The sequence below is a fragment of the Ochrobactrum sp. S1502_03 genome, from assembly GCF_044435015.1.
GTDB classification, from domain to species: domain Bacteria; phylum Pseudomonadota; class Alphaproteobacteria; order Rhizobiales; family Rhizobiaceae; genus Brucella; species Brucella chromiisoli.
Window position 1 is genome coordinate 364,856 of the sequence record NZ_JAYEXN010000001.1, and the last position, 19,192, is coordinate 384,047.

Below are 19,192 nucleotides of genomic sequence, written 5' to 3' on the forward strand. Positions count from 1 at the left end.
CGTATCATGTCGCATCCAATCCCTGTTTCTGTACTGACCGGCTTTCTTGGCTCGGGCAAGACAACGTTGCTCAATCGTCTGCTCAAAGACCCGGCGCTGACCGATACGGCCGTCATTATCAACGAGTTTGGTGAAGTGAGCATTGATCATCTGCTGGTTGAAGAAGCCAGTGAAGGGGTGATCGAGCTTGCCGATGGTTGCCTGTGCTGCACGGTGCGTGGCGAGTTGGTGGATACGCTGGCCGATCTGATTGATCGTCTTCAGACAGGTCGTATCAAGGCATTGAAGCGCGTGATCATCGAAACAACAGGCCTTGCCGATCCGGCTCCGGTGCTGCATTCGATCATGGGGCATCCTGTTTTGATGCAGGCTTTCCGCCTTGACGGTGTGCTTGCAACCGTTGATGCCGTCAATGGAATGGCGACGCTTGATCATCATGAGGAAGCGGTCAAGCAGGCTGCCATGGCCGATCGCATTATCATTACCAAGGCGGATATGCCCGAAGCAAAGGCCGGGCTTGCAGCACTCAGGGCAAGATTGAAGCTGCTTAATCCGGGTGCGGACATTCTGGAAGCCTCTGATGCGCGCACCGGTTATGCTGCACTCTTTGAATGCGGCCTTTATAATCCTGAAACCAAGACGGCAGATGTGCAGCACTGGCTGAATGCAGAAGCCTATGAAGATGATGATCATCACGATCATGACCATTCGCACCATCATCATGGCCATGACCATGTGTGCGGCCCTGATTGCGATCATGACCACCATCATCATCACCACGATGATGCGATCCGTTCCTTTTCGCTGCGGCACAAGGCCCCAATTCCGTTTTCGACATTCGAGATGTTTCTTGATCTGCTGCGCTCAACCCATGGCGAGAAGCTGTTGCGCGTAAAAGGCATTGTGCAGATTGCCGAAGACCCGGATCGTCCGCTGGTCATCCATGGTGTGCAGAAGATTTTCCACCCGCCTGCTCGTCTGCCAAAATGGCCGAAGGATGAGCATGAGACGCTTTTGGTGATGATCGTCAAGGATTTGCCAGAGAGTTACGTGCGTGAACTGTTCGATGCATTTCTTGGCAAAGCGGGGATTGATCGCCCGGATCGGGCAGCAATGATGGACAATCCACTGGCTATTCCGGGCTTTTCAACGCGCTGATTATTTTCTCTGAATGAGAAAACGGTAAAGTTTTTCGTCACGCTCTTGTTTGATCAGAGCGTGGCCTTCCTGCGTGCAGAAATGCGGAAGATCAATGCCCGACAAAGGGTCGGTTGTTTCCACCCAGAGAAGCGAACCAGAGGCCATGTTTTGCAGGCGATTGCGGGTTTTTAAAACAGGAAGAGGGCATTTAAGCCCCCTTAAGTCATAGACAGCTATCTCTTCACGCATTGCGCTTTAGTTTCCGCCGAGCTTCCACCAGGCTTTTTTCTTTTCAGGCGCTTTAGCCGCAACGGTGTCTGTAACAGTGCTTGCCGTGGTCATTGGCGAAACATTGGCCGGGTTTTGCTGTGGCACTGGCACATTGGCCGCCTGAACCGGGTTGGTGGCGACTGCTGGCGTTGCCGCAATAGCCGTGGTTGGCGCAGCCGAGATCGGCGTTGCCGCTGGCGCAATATCCGGTGCGTTCGGGGTTTCTGCCGAGCTTGGTGAAAGCGAAGGCGGTTCCCGCGTTACTTTTTCGCCACGTGCACGTGCCGCACTCCAGGCCGAAACAAGCTTCGCTTCCGTGATGCCCTGAATGGATGGTGCCGGCTTTTTCTGCGCTGCACTGAAAGCGGACTGGAACGTCTTTTCATAAGACGAGGTATAAGCCATCGATTCAGCTGTTGCTGAAGGCGGGCAGGCGTCGGTTGCCGAAAGCGGCTGGCCGTTTGGTGTCGGTACGTTGAAGACATACCGTTTTTCGCAAACGTCAACCTTCGGCGGTACCTTCGTCGCTTCGAAAGAATCGTAGCCCTGCTTGAGCATTTTCCAGAAGCCGTAATTCGGATCGTTCTTGTAACGCGCCATATTGGCGGCAGTCATCCGGAACGGAAAGGCCTGTATCTGGAAATCCCGCTGCCCGCCCTTAAAGGCGTCGCGGCCGAAAGCGTAAATTTCGCTGATGCTGTCATCGGTCATTGAATAGCAGCCCGATGACGAGCACGCGCCATGCACCATCAGATTTTGACCGGTGCGGTTATGGGCGCGGTCATAGGCATTGGGGAAGCCAATATTGAAGGCGAGATGATATTGCGAATTCGGGTTCATCTGAGCCGGGCGCACGGTGTAGAAGCCTTCTGGCGCCTGACGATCGCCTTCGATGAACTTTGGACCGAGCTTGCCGGACCATTTGCAAATCTCGTAAGATGCAATCTGGTCGTACTTGCCGTTGTTTTTCTGCTTCCAGACTTCAAGCACGCCTTCTTCCTTGAAAATGCGCACCATAACCGGCGATGTGCGGGTCATGCCCTTTGCCTGCATCTTGGCAATGATCTTTTGCGGAAGCGGCTTTTCAGCCCGCAGGCTGAGATCGGAAACGGACGAACCCTGACAGCCCGCCAGCAAAGCGGATGCCATGAGAGTTCCCAAAAGTGCGGTTCTGATCTTCATATCGCATCAAGCCTGTTCGAAATCTGACTTTTCAGTCTTCGCAAATTAACAACAAAACCTTTCGGTATCGTTGATAAATCCTTGCTCAAATACCTAAAAAACAGCGTGTCCGCAATATGGCGGAAATAGCGGCATGATGCAAATCCGGCGCAGTTTGGGCTGCGCCGGAGCAAGTTTTTGAATTTTATGGTAAATTAAATATTACGGCCGATATCGAGGAATTTCTGACGGCGCTCCTGTTTGAGCGTTTCGCCGTCAACATCCTTCATCGAACGCAATGAGGCGGTGATGATGTCCCCGGCCGCCGCAATAACGGCATCTTTACCGCGATGCGCGCCGCCGAGCGGTTCAGGAATGATGCCGTCGATAATCTTAAGATCAAACAAATCCTGCGCGGTAATGCGCATATTCGAGGCTGCATCCTTGGCGCGGGTGGAATCATGCCAGAGAATGGAAGCTGCCCCTTCAGGCGAAATCACCGAATAGATTGAATGTTCGAGCATATAGACGCGGTTTGCGACAGCAATCGCAATGGCGCCGCCCGAACCGCCTTCACCGATGATGATCGAGATGACGGGCACGCGCAGCTTGAGGCACTCAGCCGTGGAGCGTGCAATGGCTTCCGCCTGTCCGCGTTCTTCAGCACTTACGCCGGGATAGGCGCCGGCGGTGTCAACAAAAGTGATGAGGGGAAGCTGGAAACGGTCAGCCATTTCCATAATGCGAACGGCTTTGCGATAGCCTTCCGGACGCGCCGAGCCGAAATTATGCTTGAGGCGGGTCTTGGTGTCGGAGCCTTTTTCCTGACCGAGAATGGCAACGGGCAGGCCATTGAAGCGGGCAAAGCCGCCCTGAATGGCTTCGTCATTGGCAAACTGACGGTCGCCGGCCAGTGGCGTGAATTCCGTGAACAGCTGGCTGATATATTCGAGGCAATGCGGACGATCAGGATGGCGGGCGATCTGCGCCTTCTGCCATGGCGTCAGCTTGCGATAAATATCCTTGAGTGCATCGGCCGAGCGTTTCTCAAGACGGCTGATCTCGTCGCTCATCTCGACGCTGCCCTGTTCCTGTGCGAGCTTTTTCAGCTCAAGGATCTGGCCTTCGAGGTCGGCAACGGGTTTTTCAAAGTCGAGATAGTTATACATCGGGCCTGACTATTGTGCGTTTCCAGAGATATCGGGCATAAAACATGCCAGAAAACGGCTGTTTTACGGCGTCTTACATATTAACTTCGCGCGCATCTTGCAAATTTTTCTGAAATCCTCTTACCCGCAGAGCGTTTAATCGGCAAGCGGATGATGTTCAGTTACCAGCTTATGCAGTCTTTCTTCCAGAACATGGGTGTAAATCTGGGTGGTCGAAATGTCTGCATGTCCAAGCAATTGCTGTACGGTTCTCAGGTCTGCGCCGTTTTGCAAAAGGTGGCTGGCAAAGGCGTGGCGCAGCACATGCGGAGAGACGGAGGCGCTTGAAAGCCCTGCTCTTGCAGCAAGATTTTTCAGTTCCCGGCCAAAAACCTGACGCGCCAGATGGCCGCTTTCGGAGAAAGCTGGGAAGAGCCACGGGTTGTCATCATAGCCGGGCAGGGAATCGCGCAGTGCCAGAAACGCCTGCAAAGCCTCACGCGCCTTTTGCGACAAGGGTACCATGCGATCTTTCGCCCCTTTGCCGCGCACGATCAGAAAACGGTGATCGGTGCGCGCAACGCTCACCGGAAGACCGACAAGTTCGGAGACACGCAATCCTGTTGCATAAAGCGTTTCAAGCAGTGCATGCAGGCGCAAGGCTTTGATGCGTTCCGATGGCTCTGTTGCTTCTTTCGCCTCACGTTCGGCGCGATCAAGAAGACGCCCGACATTCTCGACGCTCATGATTTTTGGCAGCGGCTTTTGCTTTTTGGGGGCATCGATAATGCTGGTTGGATCATCCTGCCGAAAGCCTTCGGCATAAAGAAAACGAAAAAATTGCCTGAGCGCTGAAAGACGCCGCGCTTGAGAGGTGGCGGCAAAGCCTTCGCTCGACATGCCATCAAGAACATTACGGATATCGTCAGTTCTGGCTTCTGCCAGATTGACGCCACGCGTCTTCATCGCATCAGCCGCAGCTTCCAGATCGCGGCGGTAGGATTCAAGCGTGTTGCTTGCAGCGCCGCGTTCCGCACTCATCATTTCAAGAAAATTTTCAATCGCCAGTGAAGCACGCATCTTATTCCTGTCCCGCTTCGCTTGTTGCCTGCTGGTCATCCGGTGTTGCAGGCGCAGGTGGTGCCACCACGGTCTGTTTGAGTTTCGACGATGGAATCTCCACCGTTATTTCGTGGGTTGTGGGTTTTACAAAATTGGCAAGGGAAAACATTGCGCCATAGACAATGGCAGCAAGGACAGCGAGCAACAGAAGAATGCGCGTCAGCGTGGGCATGGTGCGTTTATGCTGTGCTATTGATACGAAAGCAAGGAGGGGTGTTACGAAAGCAGCGACGGGCTGTTTCTATGCATAAAAAGCCCTCTTCGGTTCATTTTAGACGACGAAAGCAATTGACGCCGCACGGTTTTTCATGTGGAACCGATATAAATGGACGAGGTCAATGAGCAGTACAGCAAATCAGACAAATCTTAACGACAAGGCAGATGCCGTTCGCCGGCTTCTTGGCACAAAAGTGGTTGTTCTTGTTGGGCTGATGGGTGCAGGCAAGTCGACAGTCGGTCGTAAAGTGGCAACGATGCTCGGTCTGCCTTTCCGCGATGTGGATACGGAAATAGAAACCGTTTCGCGCATGAGCATCCCTGAACTGTTTGAAACCTATGGTGAAGCAGAGTTTCGCGATCTGGAGCGCCGGGTGATCCTGCGGCTTCTCGATGATGGCCCGATGATTCTGGCGACCGGCGGCGGCGCTTATATGAATGCCGAAACCCGTGAGGCGATTGCGCATGCCGGTGTTTCCATCTGGCTGAATGCTGAGCTTGACGTGCTGATGGACCGTGTTTCGCGCCGTCAGAACCGCCCGCTTTTGAAAAATGACGATCCGCGCGGCGTGATGCAGCGGCTGATGGAGGTCCGTTATCCTGTTTATGCTTTCGCTGATCTGCATGTGATGACGCGGGACGATAAGAAGGAAGTGATTGCGGGAGAGTTGATCGATACGCTGATCGCGCATCTGAGCAAGGGCCAGGCCTGATGATAGGGCGTGGCGGGCCTGATCATACATGCCACGCTTGCTCTAATTTGTTGTTTTACGCATGTTGTTATCGGAAAACCGGTTTCCACTTTTCCACGACATGCATTGGGAGACGATTTGCATGAGTGCCTCTTTAAACGCCGACAGTGTGACAGTTCCGGTCTCGCTGGGGGAGCGATCTTACGACATTCTGATCGGAAAAGGTCTGATTGCACGCGCGGGTGAAGAAGTTGCAAAGCGCCTGCCGGGCATTCGTGTGGCTATCGTCACCGATGAGAGTGTAGCCAAGGCACATCTGGAAGCTTTGACGGAAAGTTTTGCACGTGTGGGCATCGAATCCACGCCTGTTATCGTGGCGCCCGGCGAAAAATCGAAATCCTTTTCGACCCTGGAAACCGTGACCAATGCTGTGCTCGCCGCAAGGCTTGAGCGTGGTGACGCGGTCGTGGCTTTTGGTGGCGGTGTTGTGGGCGATCTGTCCGGCTTTGTAGCCGGTATCGTGCGGCGCGGTATGAATTTTGTTCAGATGCCGACCTCGTTGCTTGCGCAGGTGGATTCGTCTGTTGGCGGCAAGACCGGCATCAACACGCAATATGGCAAAAACCTTGTTGGCGTTTTCTATCAGCCGCAGCTGGTGCTGGCCGACACGCAGGTGCTTGATACACTGAGCCCACGTGAATTTCGTGCAGGCTATGCGGAAGTGGCCAAATATGGCCTGATTGACCGCCCGGATTTCTTTGCCTGGCTTGAAAAGAACTGGCAGGACGTCTTTGCAGGGGGGGCTGCGCGCGCGCAAGCCATTGCTGAGTCCTGCCGCTCAAAGGCTGCGGTCGTGGCACGTGACGAGCGTGAGAATGGCGATCGTGCGCTGCTTAATCTTGGTCATACATTTGGTCACGCGCTTGAAACGGCAACGGGTTACGATTCAAGCCGTCTGGTGCATGGCGAGGGTGTTGCCATCGGTATGGCGCTTGCGCATCGTTTTTCGGTCAAGATGAACCTTTGCGGCGTTGAGGATGCAGAACGTGTCGAAGCGCATTTGAAGGCCGTTGGCCTGCCGACCACGCTCAATGACGTGCCGGGCGGTCTGCCGGATGCTGAAAAGCTGATGGATTTCATTGCGCAGGACAAGAAAGTGGCGCGCGGTGCACTCACCTTCATTTTGACGCGCGGTGTCGGCCAATCTTTCATTGCCAAGGACGTACCGCCTGCCGCGGTGTTGGAATTCCTGAAAGAGCGTCTTTCCGCCTGATGGCTGTGCCCTCAAATAAACTGGAACTGCTTGCGGCAATTGAAACAAATTATGCCCGGCTCAAGCTTGATCTTGCGCGTGTAAAACCCGAGCAGGCCATGCAAAAGACCATGGAAGGCCATGCAAAGGGCACGCTGATGAGCGTGCATGATCTTGTTGCCTATCTGGTCGGATGGAACGAGCTGGTGCTTAAATGGTGTGAGCGCCGTAATCAGCGGCTTGCGGTCGATTTTCCAGAAACGGGCTTTAAATGGAATGAACTTGGCGCTCTTGCCGCAAAATTTTACCGTGACTATGAGACGCTGGCTTTTTTAGACCTGCTTTTGCGCTTTGAAGCTGCGAAAAATGCGCTGGTCGCGCTCATCGCGGCGCATACAGACGCCGAACTATATGGCGTTCAATGGTATGAGAACTATACGCTGGGTCGGATGATCCAGTTCAATACATCCTCACCCTATGCCAATGCGCGGGGGCGTTTGCGCAAATGGCTTAAGGTTCAGGCATAAGGACGATCAGCGGCGTGTGGCTTCACCGGGAGCGGATGGCTCCAATGCCAGCGCATGAACGCCGGTATCCAGCTCCTGCTTCAGAAGCTCATTGATCGCGCGGTGGCGTGCAACACGGCTTAAGCCTGCAAAAGCTTCGGACACGATGCGCACGCGAAAATGTGTTTCGCCGGTGCCGTCATAGACCTCATGATTGCCACGATCTTCGTGATGATGGCCGGCATGGAGATGGCTTTCATTGATGATTTCAAGTCTTTCGGGTGCAAAAGCTGCACGCAGTTTTGCTTCCATCGAAGATTGTTTGCTATTGTGAATGGACATTTGGGCCAGTTCTCCCCATATAGACGCTGTGCCTCATATAGACGTCGCCCCGGCGACAATCGGTGGGGCAAATCCGCACAGGAATTGCAATCTGTATTCGATTTTGCCCTGAAGTCATGGCCAAAACCATTCGGGACGAAATGTCAATTCTTGTTTAGCCACTCTTAATTCGCATAATCTGATTCGATGACAACGCACTCAAAACTTTTCGACAGCATCCGCATCCGTCCCAAGAAGGAAGCGGAAAAGAAGTCCAGTGGTCCCTGCTGCCAATGGGATGGTTGCGATAAGCCTGGTACGCATCGTGCGCCGGTTGGGCGTATGCGCGAGGGTGAGTATCTGCATTTCTGCGTGGATCACGTCCGCGAATATAATAAGAATTTCAATTATTTCTCCGGTCTTTCCGATGGGGAAATATCGAAGTTCCAGAAGGATGCGATTATCGGCAATCGTCCGACCTGGTCAACCGCATCCAATTCGACAGGGTCTGCGCGCACGTCGCCTGATATGGCGACGCGTCGTTCCGGGTCTGCGGCCTATCAGAATCGTATGCGCGATCCATTTGGCTTCGTGCGGGGTGCGAAAGCGGCCTCGGCGGGCAATGCACCGCGCAAACCGCGTACTTTGGAAATAAAAGCGCTTTCGACACTTGGTCTTGAAGCAAATTCGACTAGCGATATGATTAAGGCACGCTATAAAGAACTTGTGAAGCAACACCATCCCGATGCAAATGGTGGTGACCGCGGGTCGGAAGAAAGATTTCGTGAGGTCATTCAGGCTTATCAATTGCTCAAGACGGCAGGTTTTTGCTAAAGCCTGTCTGGGCTTTATAAGCCGAGTATCAGGGCGTGACCATGCCCTGACGGACATTCATCTACTGCGCTTTTGCGCGGATGCGATTACGGATGCCCGCAACGAAACAGAAGGGCGTCATCCGGTTCACCGCAAGGCTCCCTGATCGAATTTGAATGTCGCGGTGGGATAGTCCTGCTGCTTTGGAGGCATGATGAACAAGGTTGAGCGGGATATAGCCAATTTGCCGGATACAACGGTTTCGGTACGCGACGTGTTTGGAATCGATTCCGACATGCGTGTGCCAGCCTATGCGGCGGGCGATTCCTATGTGCCGGAAACGGACCCGGATTATATTTTCGACCGTCAGACGACGCTCGCAATTCTGGCAGGATTTGCCTATAATCGCCGCGTGATGGTTTCCGGTTATCACGGAACGGGTAAATCGACCCATATTGAACAGGTTGCAGCCCGTCTCAACTGGCCGTGTGTCCGCATCAATCTCGACAGCCACGTCAGCCGTATCGATCTCGTCGGCAAGGATGCCATTGTCGTCAAGGACGGTGTGCAGGTTACCGAATTCAAGGACGGCATTCTGCCTTGGGCCTATCAGCACAATGTCGCGCTGGTTTTCGATGAATATGATGCCGGTCGCCCGGATGTTATGTTCGTGATCCAGCGTGTTCTGGAAACCTCGGGCCGTCTGACGCTTCTTGATCAGAGCCGGGTCATCCGCCCGCATCCGGCGTTCCGCCTGTTTGCCACCGCCAACACGGTTGGCCTTGGCGATACGACCGGCCTTTATCACGGCACGCAGCAGATCAATCAGGCGCAGATGGACCGCTGGTCGATCGTCACCACGCTGAATTATCTGCCGCATGATAACGAAGTGAACATCGTTCTTGCCAAGTCAAAGCATTATCAGAATGCGGAAGGCCGTGAGATCGTCAACAAGATGGTGCGCGTGGCCGATATGACCCGCCAGGCTTTCATCAATGGCGATCTTTCGACCGTGATGAGCCCGCGTACTGTCATTACCTGGTCTGAAAATGCTGCCATTTTCAATGATGTCGGTTTTGCATTCCGCCTGACCTTCCTCAACAAGTGTGATGAGCTTGAACGCCAGACTGTGGCTGAGTTTTATCAGCGTGCTTTCGGTGAGGAACTTCCAGAATCTGCTGCCAATATCGTATTGGCATAAGGTTGGATAATGCCTGCCGCCCAGACCGGGCGGCGGTGTTGTGTTGTGAAGTCAGGATAGGCAGATGTCGGGCCAGAAGTCAGCAATAGGCGATAATTCGCGCGAGCGTAAAAACGGACCGGTGGATTCCGAACCGTTCAAGCGAGCGATGACGGCGACCATGCGCGCTATTTCCGGCGAGAACGAGCTGGAAGTGGCTTTCAGCAATGACCGTCCGGCGCTGACTGGCAATCGTGCCCGTCTGCCTGAACTGCCAAAGCGCCCGACGGCGCATGATCTTGCCGTTACGCGGGGTTTGGGTGATTCCATGGCGCTGCGTCAGGCGCGCCACAATGCGCGCATACACGCAAGCCTTGCGCCGGAAGGCAAACAGGCGCGTGCGATTTATGATGCGGTTGAGCAGGCGCGTGTGGAAGCCATTGGTGCGCGCGCGATGGCCGGGGTTGCCGAAAATCTTTCGGTGATGCTGGCGGATAAATATGCCCGCGCCAATTTCTCTTCTGTCACCAACAAGGATGATGCGCCGCTAGAGGAAGCGATTTCGCTTCTGCTGCGTGAAAAGCTGACCGGGCGCAAAGCACCAGCCGAAGCGGGGCCTGTGCTTGATCTGTGGCGCGAATGGATCGAACAGAAGGCCGGCAGCACGCTTACCCGCCTTGGTGAAAATATTGAAGATCAGCAGGCCTTTGCGCGCACTGTGCGCGATATGCTCGCTTCGATGGATATGGCTGAGGAGCTTTCGCAGGAAGAGCAAAGCGACGAGCAGGACGATAACAACGAACAGACGCCGGATCCGGATGAAAACGAGGAAGGCGGAGACGAAAGCCAGGAAGGTTCTGATTCCGCTGAAAGTGATGAATCGGATAATTCCAGCGAAGAGGGCGAGCAGGGCGAGATGGAAGCCACGGACGCTTCCTCTGACGATATGGATGACAGCGAAGATGTCGACGCGGAAACGCCCGGTGACACGCGCCGTCAGAACCAGCCCTTCGCCAATTTTGCCGAGCATGTCGATTACAAGGTTTTCACGCGTGAATTCGATGAGGAAGTCGAAGCCACCGATCTTTGCGATGAGGCGGAACTGAGCCGTTTGCGCGGCTTTCTCGATAAACAGCTTTCTAATTTGCAGGGTGTGGTCGGCAGGCTTGCCAATCGTTTGCAGCGCCGCTTGATGGCGCAGCAGAACCGCTCATGGGATTTTGATCTGGAAGAGGGCTATCTCGACAGTGCGCGTCTTGTGCGTATCGTGATCGACCCCACGCAGCCGCTTTCCTACAAGATGGAGCGCGATACAGATTTCCGCGATACGGTCGTGACGCTGGTGATTGATAATTCCGGCTCCATGCGCGGCCGCCCGATTACGGTTGCAGCGACCTGTGCGGATATTCTGGCGCGCACGCTTGAGCGTTGCGGTGTGAAGGTCGAAATCCTCGGCTTCACCACCAAGGCATGGAAGGGCGGACAATCGCGCGAAGCCTGGCTTGGTCGTGGCAAGCCGTCCAATCCGGGCCGCCTTAATGATCTGCGCCATATCATCTATAAGCGCGCAGATGCGCCGTGGCGTCGTGCGCGCAACAATCTCGGATTGATGATGCGCGAAGGCTTGCTGAAAGAAAACATCGACGGCGAAGCACTGATCTGGGCACATCAGCGCCTGTTGGCACGTCCTGAACAGCGCAAGATTCTGATGATGATTTCGGACGGCGCACCAGTGGATGACTCAACGCTTTCGGTTAATCCGGGCAATTATCTGGAGCGTCATTTGCGTGCGGTTATCGAAGAGATCGAAACGCGTTCGCCGGTTGAACTGATTGCCATCGGTATCGGCCATGATGTGACGCGTTATTATCAGCGTGCTGTGACGATTGTGGACGCGGAAGAGCTTGCCGGTGCTATGACCGAGCAGCTTGCCTCTTTGTTCGAAGAACAAGGGGCAGGTGGCGCAGGGCAGGGGCGCCGCCGCGCAGGAAAACGATAAAATACAGATCGATAAAAGGGGCCGGACCGGCCCCTTTTTTATGCCATTATGCCTGCTGGCGGGTTGCTGCGAGAACGATTTCGCGAATGCAGACACCCTGCGGCTGATCGTAAGCATAGACGATGGCGCGCGCGACATCGTCTGCTGCAAGCACGGGCGTGCCCATGCTCTTCTTCCAGTCCTGATAGCCGGCTTTGATGCCTGTATCACTGGTGTGGCTGAGAAGCTCGGTCTCAACGGCACCGGGTGCGATTGTCACGACGCGCACGTCATGCGGAGAGAGTTCTTCACGCAAGTTTTCAGAAAGCCCGTGTACGGCGAATTTCGTGGCCGTATAGGCCACATGATTGGCGAAGGTCTTGCGACCTGCCACCGAGCTGATATTGATGATGGTGCCGTGCTTGCGCTTGACCATTCCGCTTGAGACTGCATGAATGCCGTTGAGCAGGCCCTTGACGTTCACATCAAGCATGCGGTCCCATTCATCGGGATTCTGCCTGGTTGCATCGCCCAGCAGCATCACACCGGCATTGTTGACAATGACATCGGCGGGGCCAAATTTTGCTTCGGCCTCCTGAACTGCCGCCACAAGTGCCTTTCGATCGGTCACGTCAACGGACTTGCAGAGTGTGTTGGGCAGGTTGAGCTTTTCCATCGCATCAAGACGGCGCGCCAGCAGGAGCAAGGGGTGGCCGCGATCCGCAAACATTTTTGCGCTGGCAAGGCCGATGCCGGAACTTGCGCCGGTGATGATGGCGAGTGGACGTTTTTCTTTGTTAATAGACATTTAAATTACCCTTATCTAAATATAAATATATCCACCAAAATCACGAAGCCCGCGATGGAAATAAATCCATGCAGATTATGATTATTGAGAACAATATAGGAGCCGAATTCAGAAAAGATAGTCGGCATATCATTCGTGCCGACTTATCGGAGTGCTGTATATAGATATGAAAACACTGCAATGAAATTGATTTTCATTCAGATAAACGGAACGTGAAGGCAGTACGCCGACCGGCATGTTTCCGATCAGCGCTTGGTCGTGTTCAGCCTGTCAGGGGCATAAAGCGCTGGCGCGAAAATCGCCAGAATGGCACCATAGGGCACCAACATCAGCGTTCCCATCACAACCTTCACGAAGAAGTCGCCGAACGCCAGTGAAGCCCAGAGCGGGACGCCAAGTCCAAGGAGTGAGGCAGGCTCCGCAAGCGACGAATCGGGCATGCCCGTTATTGTGTCAATCCATGCAAACTGCGCGGCAAAGGCGATGGAGAAGAACAGCACCGTATCGACAACGGAGCCGAACATGGCGGCGGCAAAAGGTGCTTTCCACCATGTTTTCTGGCGCAGGCGGTTGAAGACAGTGATGTCCATTAATTGTGCGATCAGAAATGCCGAACCGGAAGCAATGGCAATGCGTGGCGTGGCAAGCCAGATCGACATGACGACACCAAGCACAAACCCCGCATAGACGACCTTGCGCGCTGCTGCGGGTCCAAAACGGCGATTTGTGAGGTCATTGACGAGAAAGGCCACCGGATAGGTGAAAGCGCCATAGGTCAGCAGCTCGCCAAGGCCGAAATGCTCAAACGGATATTGGACAAGAATGTTGGAGGCAGCAACCGCTGCGCACATGCAAAAAATGGCCGGAATCAACCGGGCAAAGGAAGAACCTGTCATAGGCATTTTTTTATCCTGGGTGATGGAACCAGCAAAAAAGGCTGACGTTTGTCAGCCTTTTTTGTCAAAACTTAAAAAGCTGATTGCTTATGCAGCAACTTCAGCCTGCTTCTTCACGATCTGACGCTTCAGCAGGCGCGCGCGCTGCGAGAGTTCCTTGTCGTCAGACTTGACGAGGAAAGCGTCGAGGCCGCCGCGATGCTCAACCGAACGCAGAGCAGAAGCGGAAACGCGAAGACGGTAGCTCTGGCCGAGTGCTTCGGACATCAGCGTAACGTTGCAGAGATTTGGCAGGAAGCGACGACGCGTTCTGTTGTTTGCGTGGCTTACATTGTTGCCGTACTGGACCGAAGTGCCGGTCAATTCACAAGCGCGGGACATTTTGGTCTCACCTTCAAATTTTTGTTTCTCAGGCCCCGACCCGAATGTCCGAATTCAAAGCAATCATAGCAGTTTGCTGCTGCTGGCGCGCGATCTCGGACAGGCGGCCTATTGGGAAAGTCGCGTTTCTATAGTGACAGGAGAGAAAACAGTCAAGACAGATTCCGCTTTGAAGCTTGAAAGGTGCGCATTTACGGTCGTTTGCAGTATCCTTTGCGCCTCCTGATCATAACTTTGCCAGCTTTTCTTGTTCGACAGTGGGTATGAATCGAAAATCCAAAGCAGATTTGGAGTGATCTACAGGCGAAAGCTCAAAGATAAAAATCGCATCTGGCAGAAAAGCAGAATCGGTTCGCAGATGTGTTTCGGATTTGCCATATAGCATTCATGTGGGTGAATGCTATCAGGGCTGATAAATCGAAAGGAAAATCTGCATGATCGAGCAGGTGCATTTCGAACAAACGGTGAAGAAGCAGGCTTGGGAGCGGGGAATCGCTTTTTTTACTGTGCTGTCGATTGCGAGCCTATCTGCGATGAGCAGCGCCCGGGCTGAGGATCTCTATCGCACCGAATATGAAATCTCGATGTTTGGTCTTTCTATTGCGCGTTCAGCGATAGAAACCATCGTCAAGGGTGCCAATTATGGTGTGAATGGACGATTCAAAACGTCGGGCATTGCACGGATTTTCGATGATACCGACGGTACGGTCTATGTCGGTGGCAGTTCCTCTCAGGGCAAGGTCATGCCATCGGCTTTTGATCTCGCCTACAAGCATGGGCGGAAAAATAAGAGCACCATGATCCGTTTTGCCGATGGCAAAGTGATCGCTTCTGAAAATGTGCCGCCGGTCAAAAAGCGCGATCCCTGGGTGGAGAGCGGACCGAATGATCTGGTGAATGTCAGTGATCCATTGAGCGCGCTCATGATTCCAACCAACGATCCCAAAGCTGTGTGCAATCGTACGCTTCAGGTTTTTGACGGGCAGACGCGCGCCGATTTAAAATTGAGTTTCAATGGCACGGAATCCTTCACCACAAAGGGCTTTACCGGCGAATCGGTGATCTGCTCGGCAAAGTTCGTGCCGATTTCCGGCTATCAGAAGGGTAAGAAGGCTATCGATTATCTTGCCAATCGCAGCAAGATAACGATTTCTTTTGCTTCCTTGGGCCATTCCGGTATTTATGCGCCCGTCGTGGCACGCATCGGCACACAGCTGGGGACGCTGAAGATCGAAGCTACGCGATTTGAAAAGATAAGGTAACGGGACGCAAAAGACGGCGTAAGACGCGCATGTGATCCCGCAAATGGGGGATTCATTATGAAGCTGGCAACGCTGATCGGTTTTTCGGCTATCGCGATGTGGGCGCTGTTGGCGCTTTTTACTGCGGGTTCCGGTCAGGTTCCGCCTTTCCAACTCTCAGCCATGACGTTTTCGATTGGCGCATCCATCGGTCTCATTTCATGGCTGTGGCGGCCGGGGGCCATCAAACATCTGCGTCAGCCGCCAATCGTCTGGCTTGTCGGCGTGATTGGTCTGTTTGGTTACCACTTTTTTTATTTTACAGCACTCCGAAATGCGCCAGCGGTCGATGCCAGCCTGATTGCCTATCTCTGGCCCCTGCTGATTGTGGTCGGATCTGCCCTGATGCCGGGCGAACGGCTGCGCTGGTATCATATCGTTGGCGCGCTTCTTGGGCTTGGCGGGACGGCGCTCATTGTAAGCAAAGGGGACGGTATCGGCTTTGAAGCCCGCTATAGTTTTGGTTATGCAATGGCTGCGCTTTGCGCTTTGACATGGTCCAGCTACTCGCTGCTTTCCCGCCGTTTTTCGAGTGTGCCAACCGATGCTGTGACTGGGTTCTGTGTGGCGACGGCTGTTTTATCGCTGATTTGTCATCTGGCACTTGAGCAGACAGTGTGGCCGGAAACCGCAACGCAGTGGCTCAGTGTTATGGCGCTTGGCCTTTTGCCAGTAGGGGCGGCCTTCTATGCCTGGGATTTTGGAGTGAAGCGCGGCAATATTCAGGTGCTGGGCGCGGCAAGTTACGCTGCGCCGCTTCTTTCGACGCTTGTGCTTATTTCAGCCGGTATGGCGCAACCATCCATGCGCATCCTCGCCGCCTGCCTGTTGATCACGGCAGGTGCAGCACTTGCTGCAAAAGACATGATTCTATCGCGGCGCAAAGAAGCGGCTTCCACGCAATCAGGTTAGAGCATATCCAGAAAATCCCACTTCTGGCAAAATAGTGTCAGTGGCTGGGGTGAAGGCATCCCTCGTGATTGCCGAGAATTTCGATAACCCGGCACTGGTCGATGCGGCCATGTGCCGTGCAATCCAGCATCCGTAACAGTTCTGTTTTCAAAGACATCAGTTTTGCGATGCGATTTTCGACATCGATCAGGCGTGTGCGCGCAATCGAATCAGCGGCAGCGCACGACTGGTCGGGATTGTCCTGAAGGTCGAGAAGCGTGCGGATTGCATCGACCTCAAAGCCCAGATCGCGCGCATGGCGGATAAATAACAGCCGCTGAATGTCAGCATTGTCATAAAGGCGACGATTGCCTTGCGTGCGCGGGGGCACCGGAAGAAGTCCGATTTGCTCGTAATAACGGATTGTCGGCACTTTCACACCGCTGGCTTTGGATGCTTCGCCGATCGGAACGTTGGTGATCATTTTTGCTCTTGCTCCTCTAGTCACTAGAGGATGTAGACCTTGTTTCAGACAATTCAAGAGTGGTCTCGACAGGGGCAGATTATGAATGAGATTTTAAAACAGAACCGGTTTCGCGTGGAAGGTATGGATTGTGCTTCCTGCGCGACGAAAATCGATACGGCTGTGCGTCGTGTTTCGGGTGTGGAAGATGTTTCCGTGTCGGTGACGACAGGCATGATGACGGTGCGTCATGATGGCAGCAGCGATTTGGAAAGCGTTGCCAAAAAAGTGCGCAGCCTTGGCTATGGCATCGAACAATTGGTTGACAAAAAAGCGCCTCACAAACACGAGCATCACGATCACGATCACGATCACGATCACGATCACGATCACGATCACGATCACGATCACGATCATGCAGGCTGCGGCGGCCATGATCATAAGCATGACCACAATCACCATGATCACGTTCATGACGAAGCTGAAGCAAAGCAGATTGTTGCGGGTGCTGACAGTCTGCGTTTTCGTGTGGAGGGGATGGATTGTGCCTCTTGCGCGGCCAAGATCGATACGGCTGTGCGTCGCGTCGGTGGTGTGCAGGATGTGTCTGTTTCGGTGACCAATGGCACCATGATCGTCAATCATGATGGCTCGGCCAGTGTTGATGCGATTGCCGCAAAGGTGACGGCACTTGGCTATAAGGCCAGTGCGCAATCAACCGCCACGCGCAAGCTCCAGCCTGCCGCGCCAGAAAAGCAAAAGCGCTGGTGGCAAACCGCAAAGGGCAAGATGATGCTCGCCTGCGGTGGTGGTCTGGTGGTGGCTTATGTTGTCGGCTATTTTTATCCACCGGTTGCACTGTGGGCGTTCACGGCTGCCATGCTGATCGGTCTTATACCGATTGCAAAACGCGCTTATTCGGCAGCCATCAATGGCACACCGTTTTCCATCGAAATGCTAATGACGATTGCAGCCATTGGCGCTGTCATTATCGGCGCGACAGAAGAAGCAGCAGCGGTTGTTTTTCTGTTTCTGGTCGGCGAATTGCTCGAAGGGGTTGCTGCTGGCAAAGCGCGTGACAGCATCCAGTCGCTGACCGCGCTGGTGCCCAAGACCGCGTTTGTTGAAAGCAATGGCGTAACCAGTGAAGTGCCTGCGGCGGCGCTCAATGTGGGCGATGTGATTGTGGTGCGCCCCGGTGATCGTATGCCAGCTGATGGTGAGATCATTTCGGGTGAAAGTGCCATTGATGAAGCACCGGTGACGGGCGAAAGCACGCCGGTTGGCAAGGGCGTGGGCGAAAACGTCTTTGCAGGCACGATCAATGGCGATGGCTTGCTGCGGGTGAAGGTGACGGCTGCGGCTGAGGACAACACCATCGCACGCGTTGTGCGGCTGGTTGAGGAAGCACAGGAAGCCAAAGCGCCGACCGAGCGTTTCATCAATCGCTTTTCGACCTATTACACGCCGGGCGTGGTTGTTGTGGCTGCACTGGTTGCCATTCTGCCGCCGCTTGTTGCGGGCGCTGAATGGGGGGAGTGGATTTACAAGGGTCTGGCCATTCTACTGATCGGCTGCCCCTGTGCGCTGGTTATTTCGACGCCTGCGGCCATTGCGGCTTCGCTTTCGGCGGGTGCGCGGCGCGGGTTGCTTTTGAAAGGTGGTGCTGTCCTTGAAACCATCGGAAAGATCACGACCGCCTGTTTTGATAAAACCGGAACGCTCACCGAAGGTAAGCCGAAGGTAACGGATGTTCTGCCGGGAGCACTTTCGGAAGAAGAAGTTTTGCGTCTCTCTGCTTCGCTTGATGCAGGTTCCAGCCATCCGCTGGCGCTTGCAATTGTCAGCGCATCAGATGCGCGCGGTCTGAAGCTCTCCTCCGTTGCGACTGGCAAGGCACATGGCGGCAAGGGTGTGTCAGGTAAAGCTGATGGGATTGAGCTGTTCCTTGGTTCGCGCAAGGCTGCCAATGAAATCTCTCCCATTCCGGACGATCTTGCAGCTCGGATTGCCGCCTGCAATGATGAAGGCAAAACGGTTTCTGTTTTGGTTGCAGACGGCAAAATTGCAGGCGCTATCGCCATGCGTGATGAGCCGCGTGCGGATGCCATTGCAGGGCTGAAGGTGCTGAAAAATGCAGGCATTCGCACCGTCATGCTGACGGGTGATAATCGCCGTACCGCAGAAGCCATTGGTAAGGATCTCGGTATTGAAGTTCACGCCGAGCTCCTGCCGGAAGACAAGCAACGGATTGTTGGCGCGTTTCGCAATGACGGTCAGATTGTTGCCAAGGTTGGCGACGGCATCAATGATGCGCCAGCACTGGCTGCTGCCGATGTTGGCATTGCCATGGGCGGCGGCACCGATGTGGCGCTTGAAACAGCTGATGCAGCGGTGCTGCATGGCCGGGTGGGTGATGTGGCTGCGATGGTTGATCTGTCGAAGCGGACCATGCGCAATATCCATCAGAACATCACAATCGCGCTTGGGCTGAAAGCGGTGTTCCTCGTGACCACGGTGCTTGGGATTACCGGCCTCTGGCCTGCTATTCTGGCCGATACGGGTGCAACAGTTCTCGTGACAATCAACGCGCTGCGTTTGTTAAGACAACCTTCGTAAAACCAAAACCGGCGAAGAAAACTTCGCCGTTTTT

20 protein-coding genes are annotated in these 19,192 nt (G+C 54.2%); 10 read left to right on the plus strand and 10 right to left on the minus strand.

The window, feature by feature from the left end; all coding sequences use genetic code 11:
- The first annotated feature begins 6 nt into the window (after nucleotides 1–6).
- The gene (locus VBH83_RS01705; RefSeq protein ID WP_396996042.1) at nucleotides 7–1,158 is read left to right on the plus strand and encodes a CobW family GTP-binding protein; all 1,152 of its coding nucleotides are present in this window, start codon (nucleotides 7–9) and stop codon (nucleotides 1,156–1,158) included.
- On the opposite strand, the gene VBH83_RS01710 is transcribed toward VBH83_RS01705, so the two are convergent.
- From VBH83_RS01710 to VBH83_RS01730, 5 genes are all read right to left on the minus strand, one after another.
- Nucleotides 1,159–1,389, minus strand: coding sequence for a sulfurtransferase TusA family protein (locus VBH83_RS01710; protein WP_265982405.1), 231 nt, complete (start codon nucleotides 1,387–1,389; stop codon nucleotides 1,159–1,161).
- A 6-nt stretch (nucleotides 1,390–1,395) separates the two neighbouring features.
- A complete protein-coding gene (locus tag VBH83_RS01715) occupies nucleotides 1,396–2,592 on the minus strand; it encodes a hypothetical protein (protein ID WP_396996044.1) in 1,197 nt (398 codons plus the stop codon).
- Between the two features lie 194 nt (nucleotides 2,593–2,786).
- Complete coding sequence (locus tag VBH83_RS01720; RefSeq protein ID WP_265982403.1) at nucleotides 2,787–3,740, minus strand: acetyl-CoA carboxylase carboxyltransferase subunit alpha; 954 nt, start codon at nucleotides 3,738–3,740, stop codon at nucleotides 2,787–2,789.
- 135 nt (nucleotides 3,741–3,875) lie between these two features.
- Nucleotides 3,876–4,799: a site-specific tyrosine recombinase XerD gene (gene xerD / locus VBH83_RS01725; protein WP_265982402.1), complete on the minus strand. Its 924-nt coding sequence runs from the start codon at nucleotides 4,797–4,799 to the stop codon at nucleotides 3,876–3,878.
- A gap of 1 nt (nucleotide 4,800) precedes the next feature.
- Nucleotides 4,801–5,013: a hypothetical protein gene (locus VBH83_RS01730; RefSeq protein WP_265982401.1), complete on the minus strand. Its 213-nt coding sequence runs from the start codon at nucleotides 5,011–5,013 to the stop codon at nucleotides 4,801–4,803.
- Between the two features lie 166 nt (nucleotides 5,014–5,179).
- Between VBH83_RS01730 and VBH83_RS01735 the strand changes: the two genes are divergently transcribed.
- The 3 genes from VBH83_RS01735 to VBH83_RS01745 all read left to right on the plus strand — a co-directional run bounded on the left by VBH83_RS01735 (nucleotide 5,180) and on the right by VBH83_RS01745 (nucleotide 7,528).
- The gene (locus VBH83_RS01735; RefSeq protein WP_265982400.1) at nucleotides 5,180–5,770 is read left to right on the plus strand and encodes a shikimate kinase; all 591 of its coding nucleotides are present in this window, start codon (nucleotides 5,180–5,182) and stop codon (nucleotides 5,768–5,770) included.
- Nucleotides 5,771–5,891: 121 nt separating this feature from the next.
- The gene (gene aroB, locus VBH83_RS01740) at nucleotides 5,892–7,022 is read left to right on the plus strand and encodes a 3-dehydroquinate synthase (RefSeq protein ID WP_265982399.1); all 1,131 of its coding nucleotides are present in this window, start codon (nucleotides 5,892–5,894) and stop codon (nucleotides 7,020–7,022) included.
- Nucleotides 7,022–7,528 carry a ClbS/DfsB family four-helix bundle protein gene (locus VBH83_RS01745; RefSeq protein WP_265982398.1) on the plus strand — a complete coding sequence of 169 codons (507 nt, stop codon included), beginning with the start codon at nucleotides 7,022–7,024 and terminating at the stop codon, nucleotides 7,526–7,528. Before aroB ends, VBH83_RS01745 begins: the two co-directional genes overlap by 1 nt.
- 6 nt (nucleotides 7,529–7,534) lie before the next feature.
- Here the strand turns inward: VBH83_RS01745 and VBH83_RS01750 are convergent, their stop codons facing one another.
- Nucleotides 7,535–7,849: a BolA family transcriptional regulator gene (locus tag VBH83_RS01750; protein ID WP_265982397.1), complete on the minus strand. Its 315-nt coding sequence runs from the start codon at nucleotides 7,847–7,849 to the stop codon at nucleotides 7,535–7,537.
- Nucleotides 7,850–8,035: 186 nt separating this feature from the next.
- Between VBH83_RS01750 and VBH83_RS01755 the strand changes: the two genes are divergently transcribed.
- The 3 genes from VBH83_RS01755 (at nucleotide 8,036) to cobT (ending at nucleotide 11,820) form a co-directional block, all read left to right on the plus strand.
- Complete coding sequence (locus VBH83_RS01755; RefSeq protein WP_265982396.1) at nucleotides 8,036–8,662, plus strand: J domain-containing protein; 627 nt, start codon at nucleotides 8,036–8,038, stop codon at nucleotides 8,660–8,662.
- A gap of 193 nt (nucleotides 8,663–8,855) precedes the next feature.
- The gene (cobS, locus tag VBH83_RS01760; RefSeq protein WP_265983802.1) at nucleotides 8,856–9,842 is read left to right on the plus strand and encodes a cobaltochelatase subunit CobS; all 987 of its coding nucleotides are present in this window, start codon (nucleotides 8,856–8,858) and stop codon (nucleotides 9,840–9,842) included.
- Nucleotides 9,843–9,906: 64 nt separating this feature from the next.
- Entirely contained in the window at nucleotides 9,907–11,820 is a 1,914-nt protein-coding gene (cobT, locus tag VBH83_RS01765; RefSeq protein WP_265982395.1) for a cobaltochelatase subunit CobT, read from the plus strand.
- 46 nt (nucleotides 11,821–11,866) lie between these two features.
- Here the strand turns inward: cobT and VBH83_RS01770 are convergent, their stop codons facing one another.
- The 3 genes from VBH83_RS01770 to rpmB form a co-directional block, all read right to left on the minus strand.
- Complete coding sequence (locus tag VBH83_RS01770) at nucleotides 11,867–12,607, minus strand: SDR family oxidoreductase (RefSeq protein WP_265982394.1); 741 nt, start codon at nucleotides 12,605–12,607, stop codon at nucleotides 11,867–11,869.
- Between the two features lie 245 nt (nucleotides 12,608–12,852).
- Nucleotides 12,853–13,509: a queuosine precursor transporter gene (locus tag VBH83_RS01775; RefSeq protein WP_396996049.1), complete on the minus strand. Its 657-nt coding sequence runs from the start codon at nucleotides 13,507–13,509 to the stop codon at nucleotides 12,853–12,855.
- Nucleotides 13,510–13,590: 81 nt separating this feature from the next.
- Entirely contained in the window at nucleotides 13,591–13,884 is a 294-nt protein-coding gene (gene rpmB / locus VBH83_RS01780; RefSeq protein ID WP_265982392.1) for a 50S ribosomal protein L28, read from the minus strand.
- A 434-nt stretch (nucleotides 13,885–14,318) separates the two neighbouring features.
- Here rpmB and VBH83_RS01785 point away from each other — a divergent pair, with 434 nt between their 5' ends.
- Both VBH83_RS01785 and VBH83_RS01790 read left to right on the plus strand, forming a co-directional pair.
- Nucleotides 14,319–15,146 (plus strand): DUF3108 domain-containing protein, encoded by an 828-nt coding sequence (locus tag VBH83_RS01785; protein ID WP_265982391.1) that lies wholly within the window; start codon nucleotides 14,319–14,321, stop codon nucleotides 15,144–15,146.
- A 57-nt stretch (nucleotides 15,147–15,203) separates the two neighbouring features.
- Nucleotides 15,204–16,097 (plus strand): DMT family transporter, encoded by an 894-nt coding sequence (locus tag VBH83_RS01790; protein ID WP_265982390.1) that lies wholly within the window; start codon nucleotides 15,204–15,206, stop codon nucleotides 16,095–16,097.
- 37 nt (nucleotides 16,098–16,134) lie between these two features.
- On the opposite strand, the gene VBH83_RS01795 is transcribed toward VBH83_RS01790, so the two are convergent.
- Complete coding sequence (locus VBH83_RS01795) at nucleotides 16,135–16,557, minus strand: helix-turn-helix domain-containing protein (protein WP_265983800.1); 423 nt, start codon at nucleotides 16,555–16,557, stop codon at nucleotides 16,135–16,137.
- Nucleotides 16,558–16,641: 84 nt separating this feature from the next.
- Between VBH83_RS01795 and VBH83_RS01800 the strand changes: the two genes are divergently transcribed.
- A complete protein-coding gene (locus VBH83_RS01800; RefSeq protein WP_396996052.1) occupies nucleotides 16,642–19,158 on the plus strand; it encodes a heavy metal translocating P-type ATPase in 2,517 nt (838 codons plus the stop codon).
- Nucleotides 19,159–19,192 lie beyond the last annotated feature (34 nt).

Bases quoted from the DNA above. Each gene is read 5' to 3' on its own strand.
- VBH83_RS01755 (WP_265982396.1), top strand. From the start codon at position 8,036: ATGACAACGCACTCAAAACTTTTCGACAGCATCCGCATCCGTCCCAAG.
- VBH83_RS01745 (WP_265982398.1), top strand. From the start codon at position 7,022: ATGGCTGTGCCCTCAAATAAACTGGAACTGCTTGCGGCAATTGAAACA.
- VBH83_RS01770 (WP_265982394.1), bottom strand. From the start codon at position 12,607: ATGTCTATTAACAAAGAAAAACGTCCACTCGCCATCATCACCGGCGCA.
- VBH83_RS01785 (WP_265982391.1), top strand. From the start codon at position 14,319: ATGATCGAGCAGGTGCATTTCGAACAAACGGTGAAGAAGCAGGCTTGG.
- VBH83_RS01775 (WP_396996049.1), bottom strand. From the start codon at position 13,509: ATGCCTATGACAGGTTCTTCCTTTGCCCGGTTGATTCCGGCCATTTTT.
- VBH83_RS01705 (WP_396996042.1), top strand. From the start codon at position 7: ATGTCGCATCCAATCCCTGTTTCTGTACTGACCGGCTTTCTTGGCTCG.
- VBH83_RS01750 (WP_265982397.1), bottom strand. From the start codon at position 7,849: ATGTCCATTCACAATAGCAAACAATCTTCGATGGAAGCAAAACTGCGT.
- cobS (WP_265983802.1), top strand. From the start codon at position 8,856: ATGAACAAGGTTGAGCGGGATATAGCCAATTTGCCGGATACAACGGTT.
- VBH83_RS01790 (WP_265982390.1), top strand. From the start codon at position 15,204: ATGAAGCTGGCAACGCTGATCGGTTTTTCGGCTATCGCGATGTGGGCG.
- rpmB (WP_265982392.1), bottom strand. From the start codon at position 13,884: ATGTCCCGCGCTTGTGAATTGACCGGCACTTCGGTCCAGTACGGCAAC.
- VBH83_RS01720 (WP_265982403.1), bottom strand. From the start codon at position 3,740: ATGTATAACTATCTCGACTTTGAAAAACCCGTTGCCGACCTCGAAGGC.
- xerD (WP_265982402.1), bottom strand. From the start codon at position 4,799: ATGCGTGCTTCACTGGCGATTGAAAATTTTCTTGAAATGATGAGTGCG.
- VBH83_RS01800 (WP_396996052.1), top strand. From the start codon at position 16,642: ATGAATGAGATTTTAAAACAGAACCGGTTTCGCGTGGAAGGTATGGAT.
- VBH83_RS01710 (WP_265982405.1), bottom strand. From the start codon at position 1,389: ATGCGTGAAGAGATAGCTGTCTATGACTTAAGGGGGCTTAAATGCCCT.
- VBH83_RS01735 (WP_265982400.1), top strand. From the start codon at position 5,180: ATGAGCAGTACAGCAAATCAGACAAATCTTAACGACAAGGCAGATGCC.
- VBH83_RS01730 (WP_265982401.1), bottom strand. From the start codon at position 5,013: ATGCCCACGCTGACGCGCATTCTTCTGTTGCTCGCTGTCCTTGCTGCC.
- VBH83_RS01715 (WP_396996044.1), bottom strand. From the start codon at position 2,592: ATGAAGATCAGAACCGCACTTTTGGGAACTCTCATGGCATCCGCTTTG.
- cobT (WP_265982395.1), top strand. From the start codon at position 9,907: ATGTCGGGCCAGAAGTCAGCAATAGGCGATAATTCGCGCGAGCGTAAA.
- aroB (WP_265982399.1), top strand. From the start codon at position 5,892: ATGAGTGCCTCTTTAAACGCCGACAGTGTGACAGTTCCGGTCTCGCTG.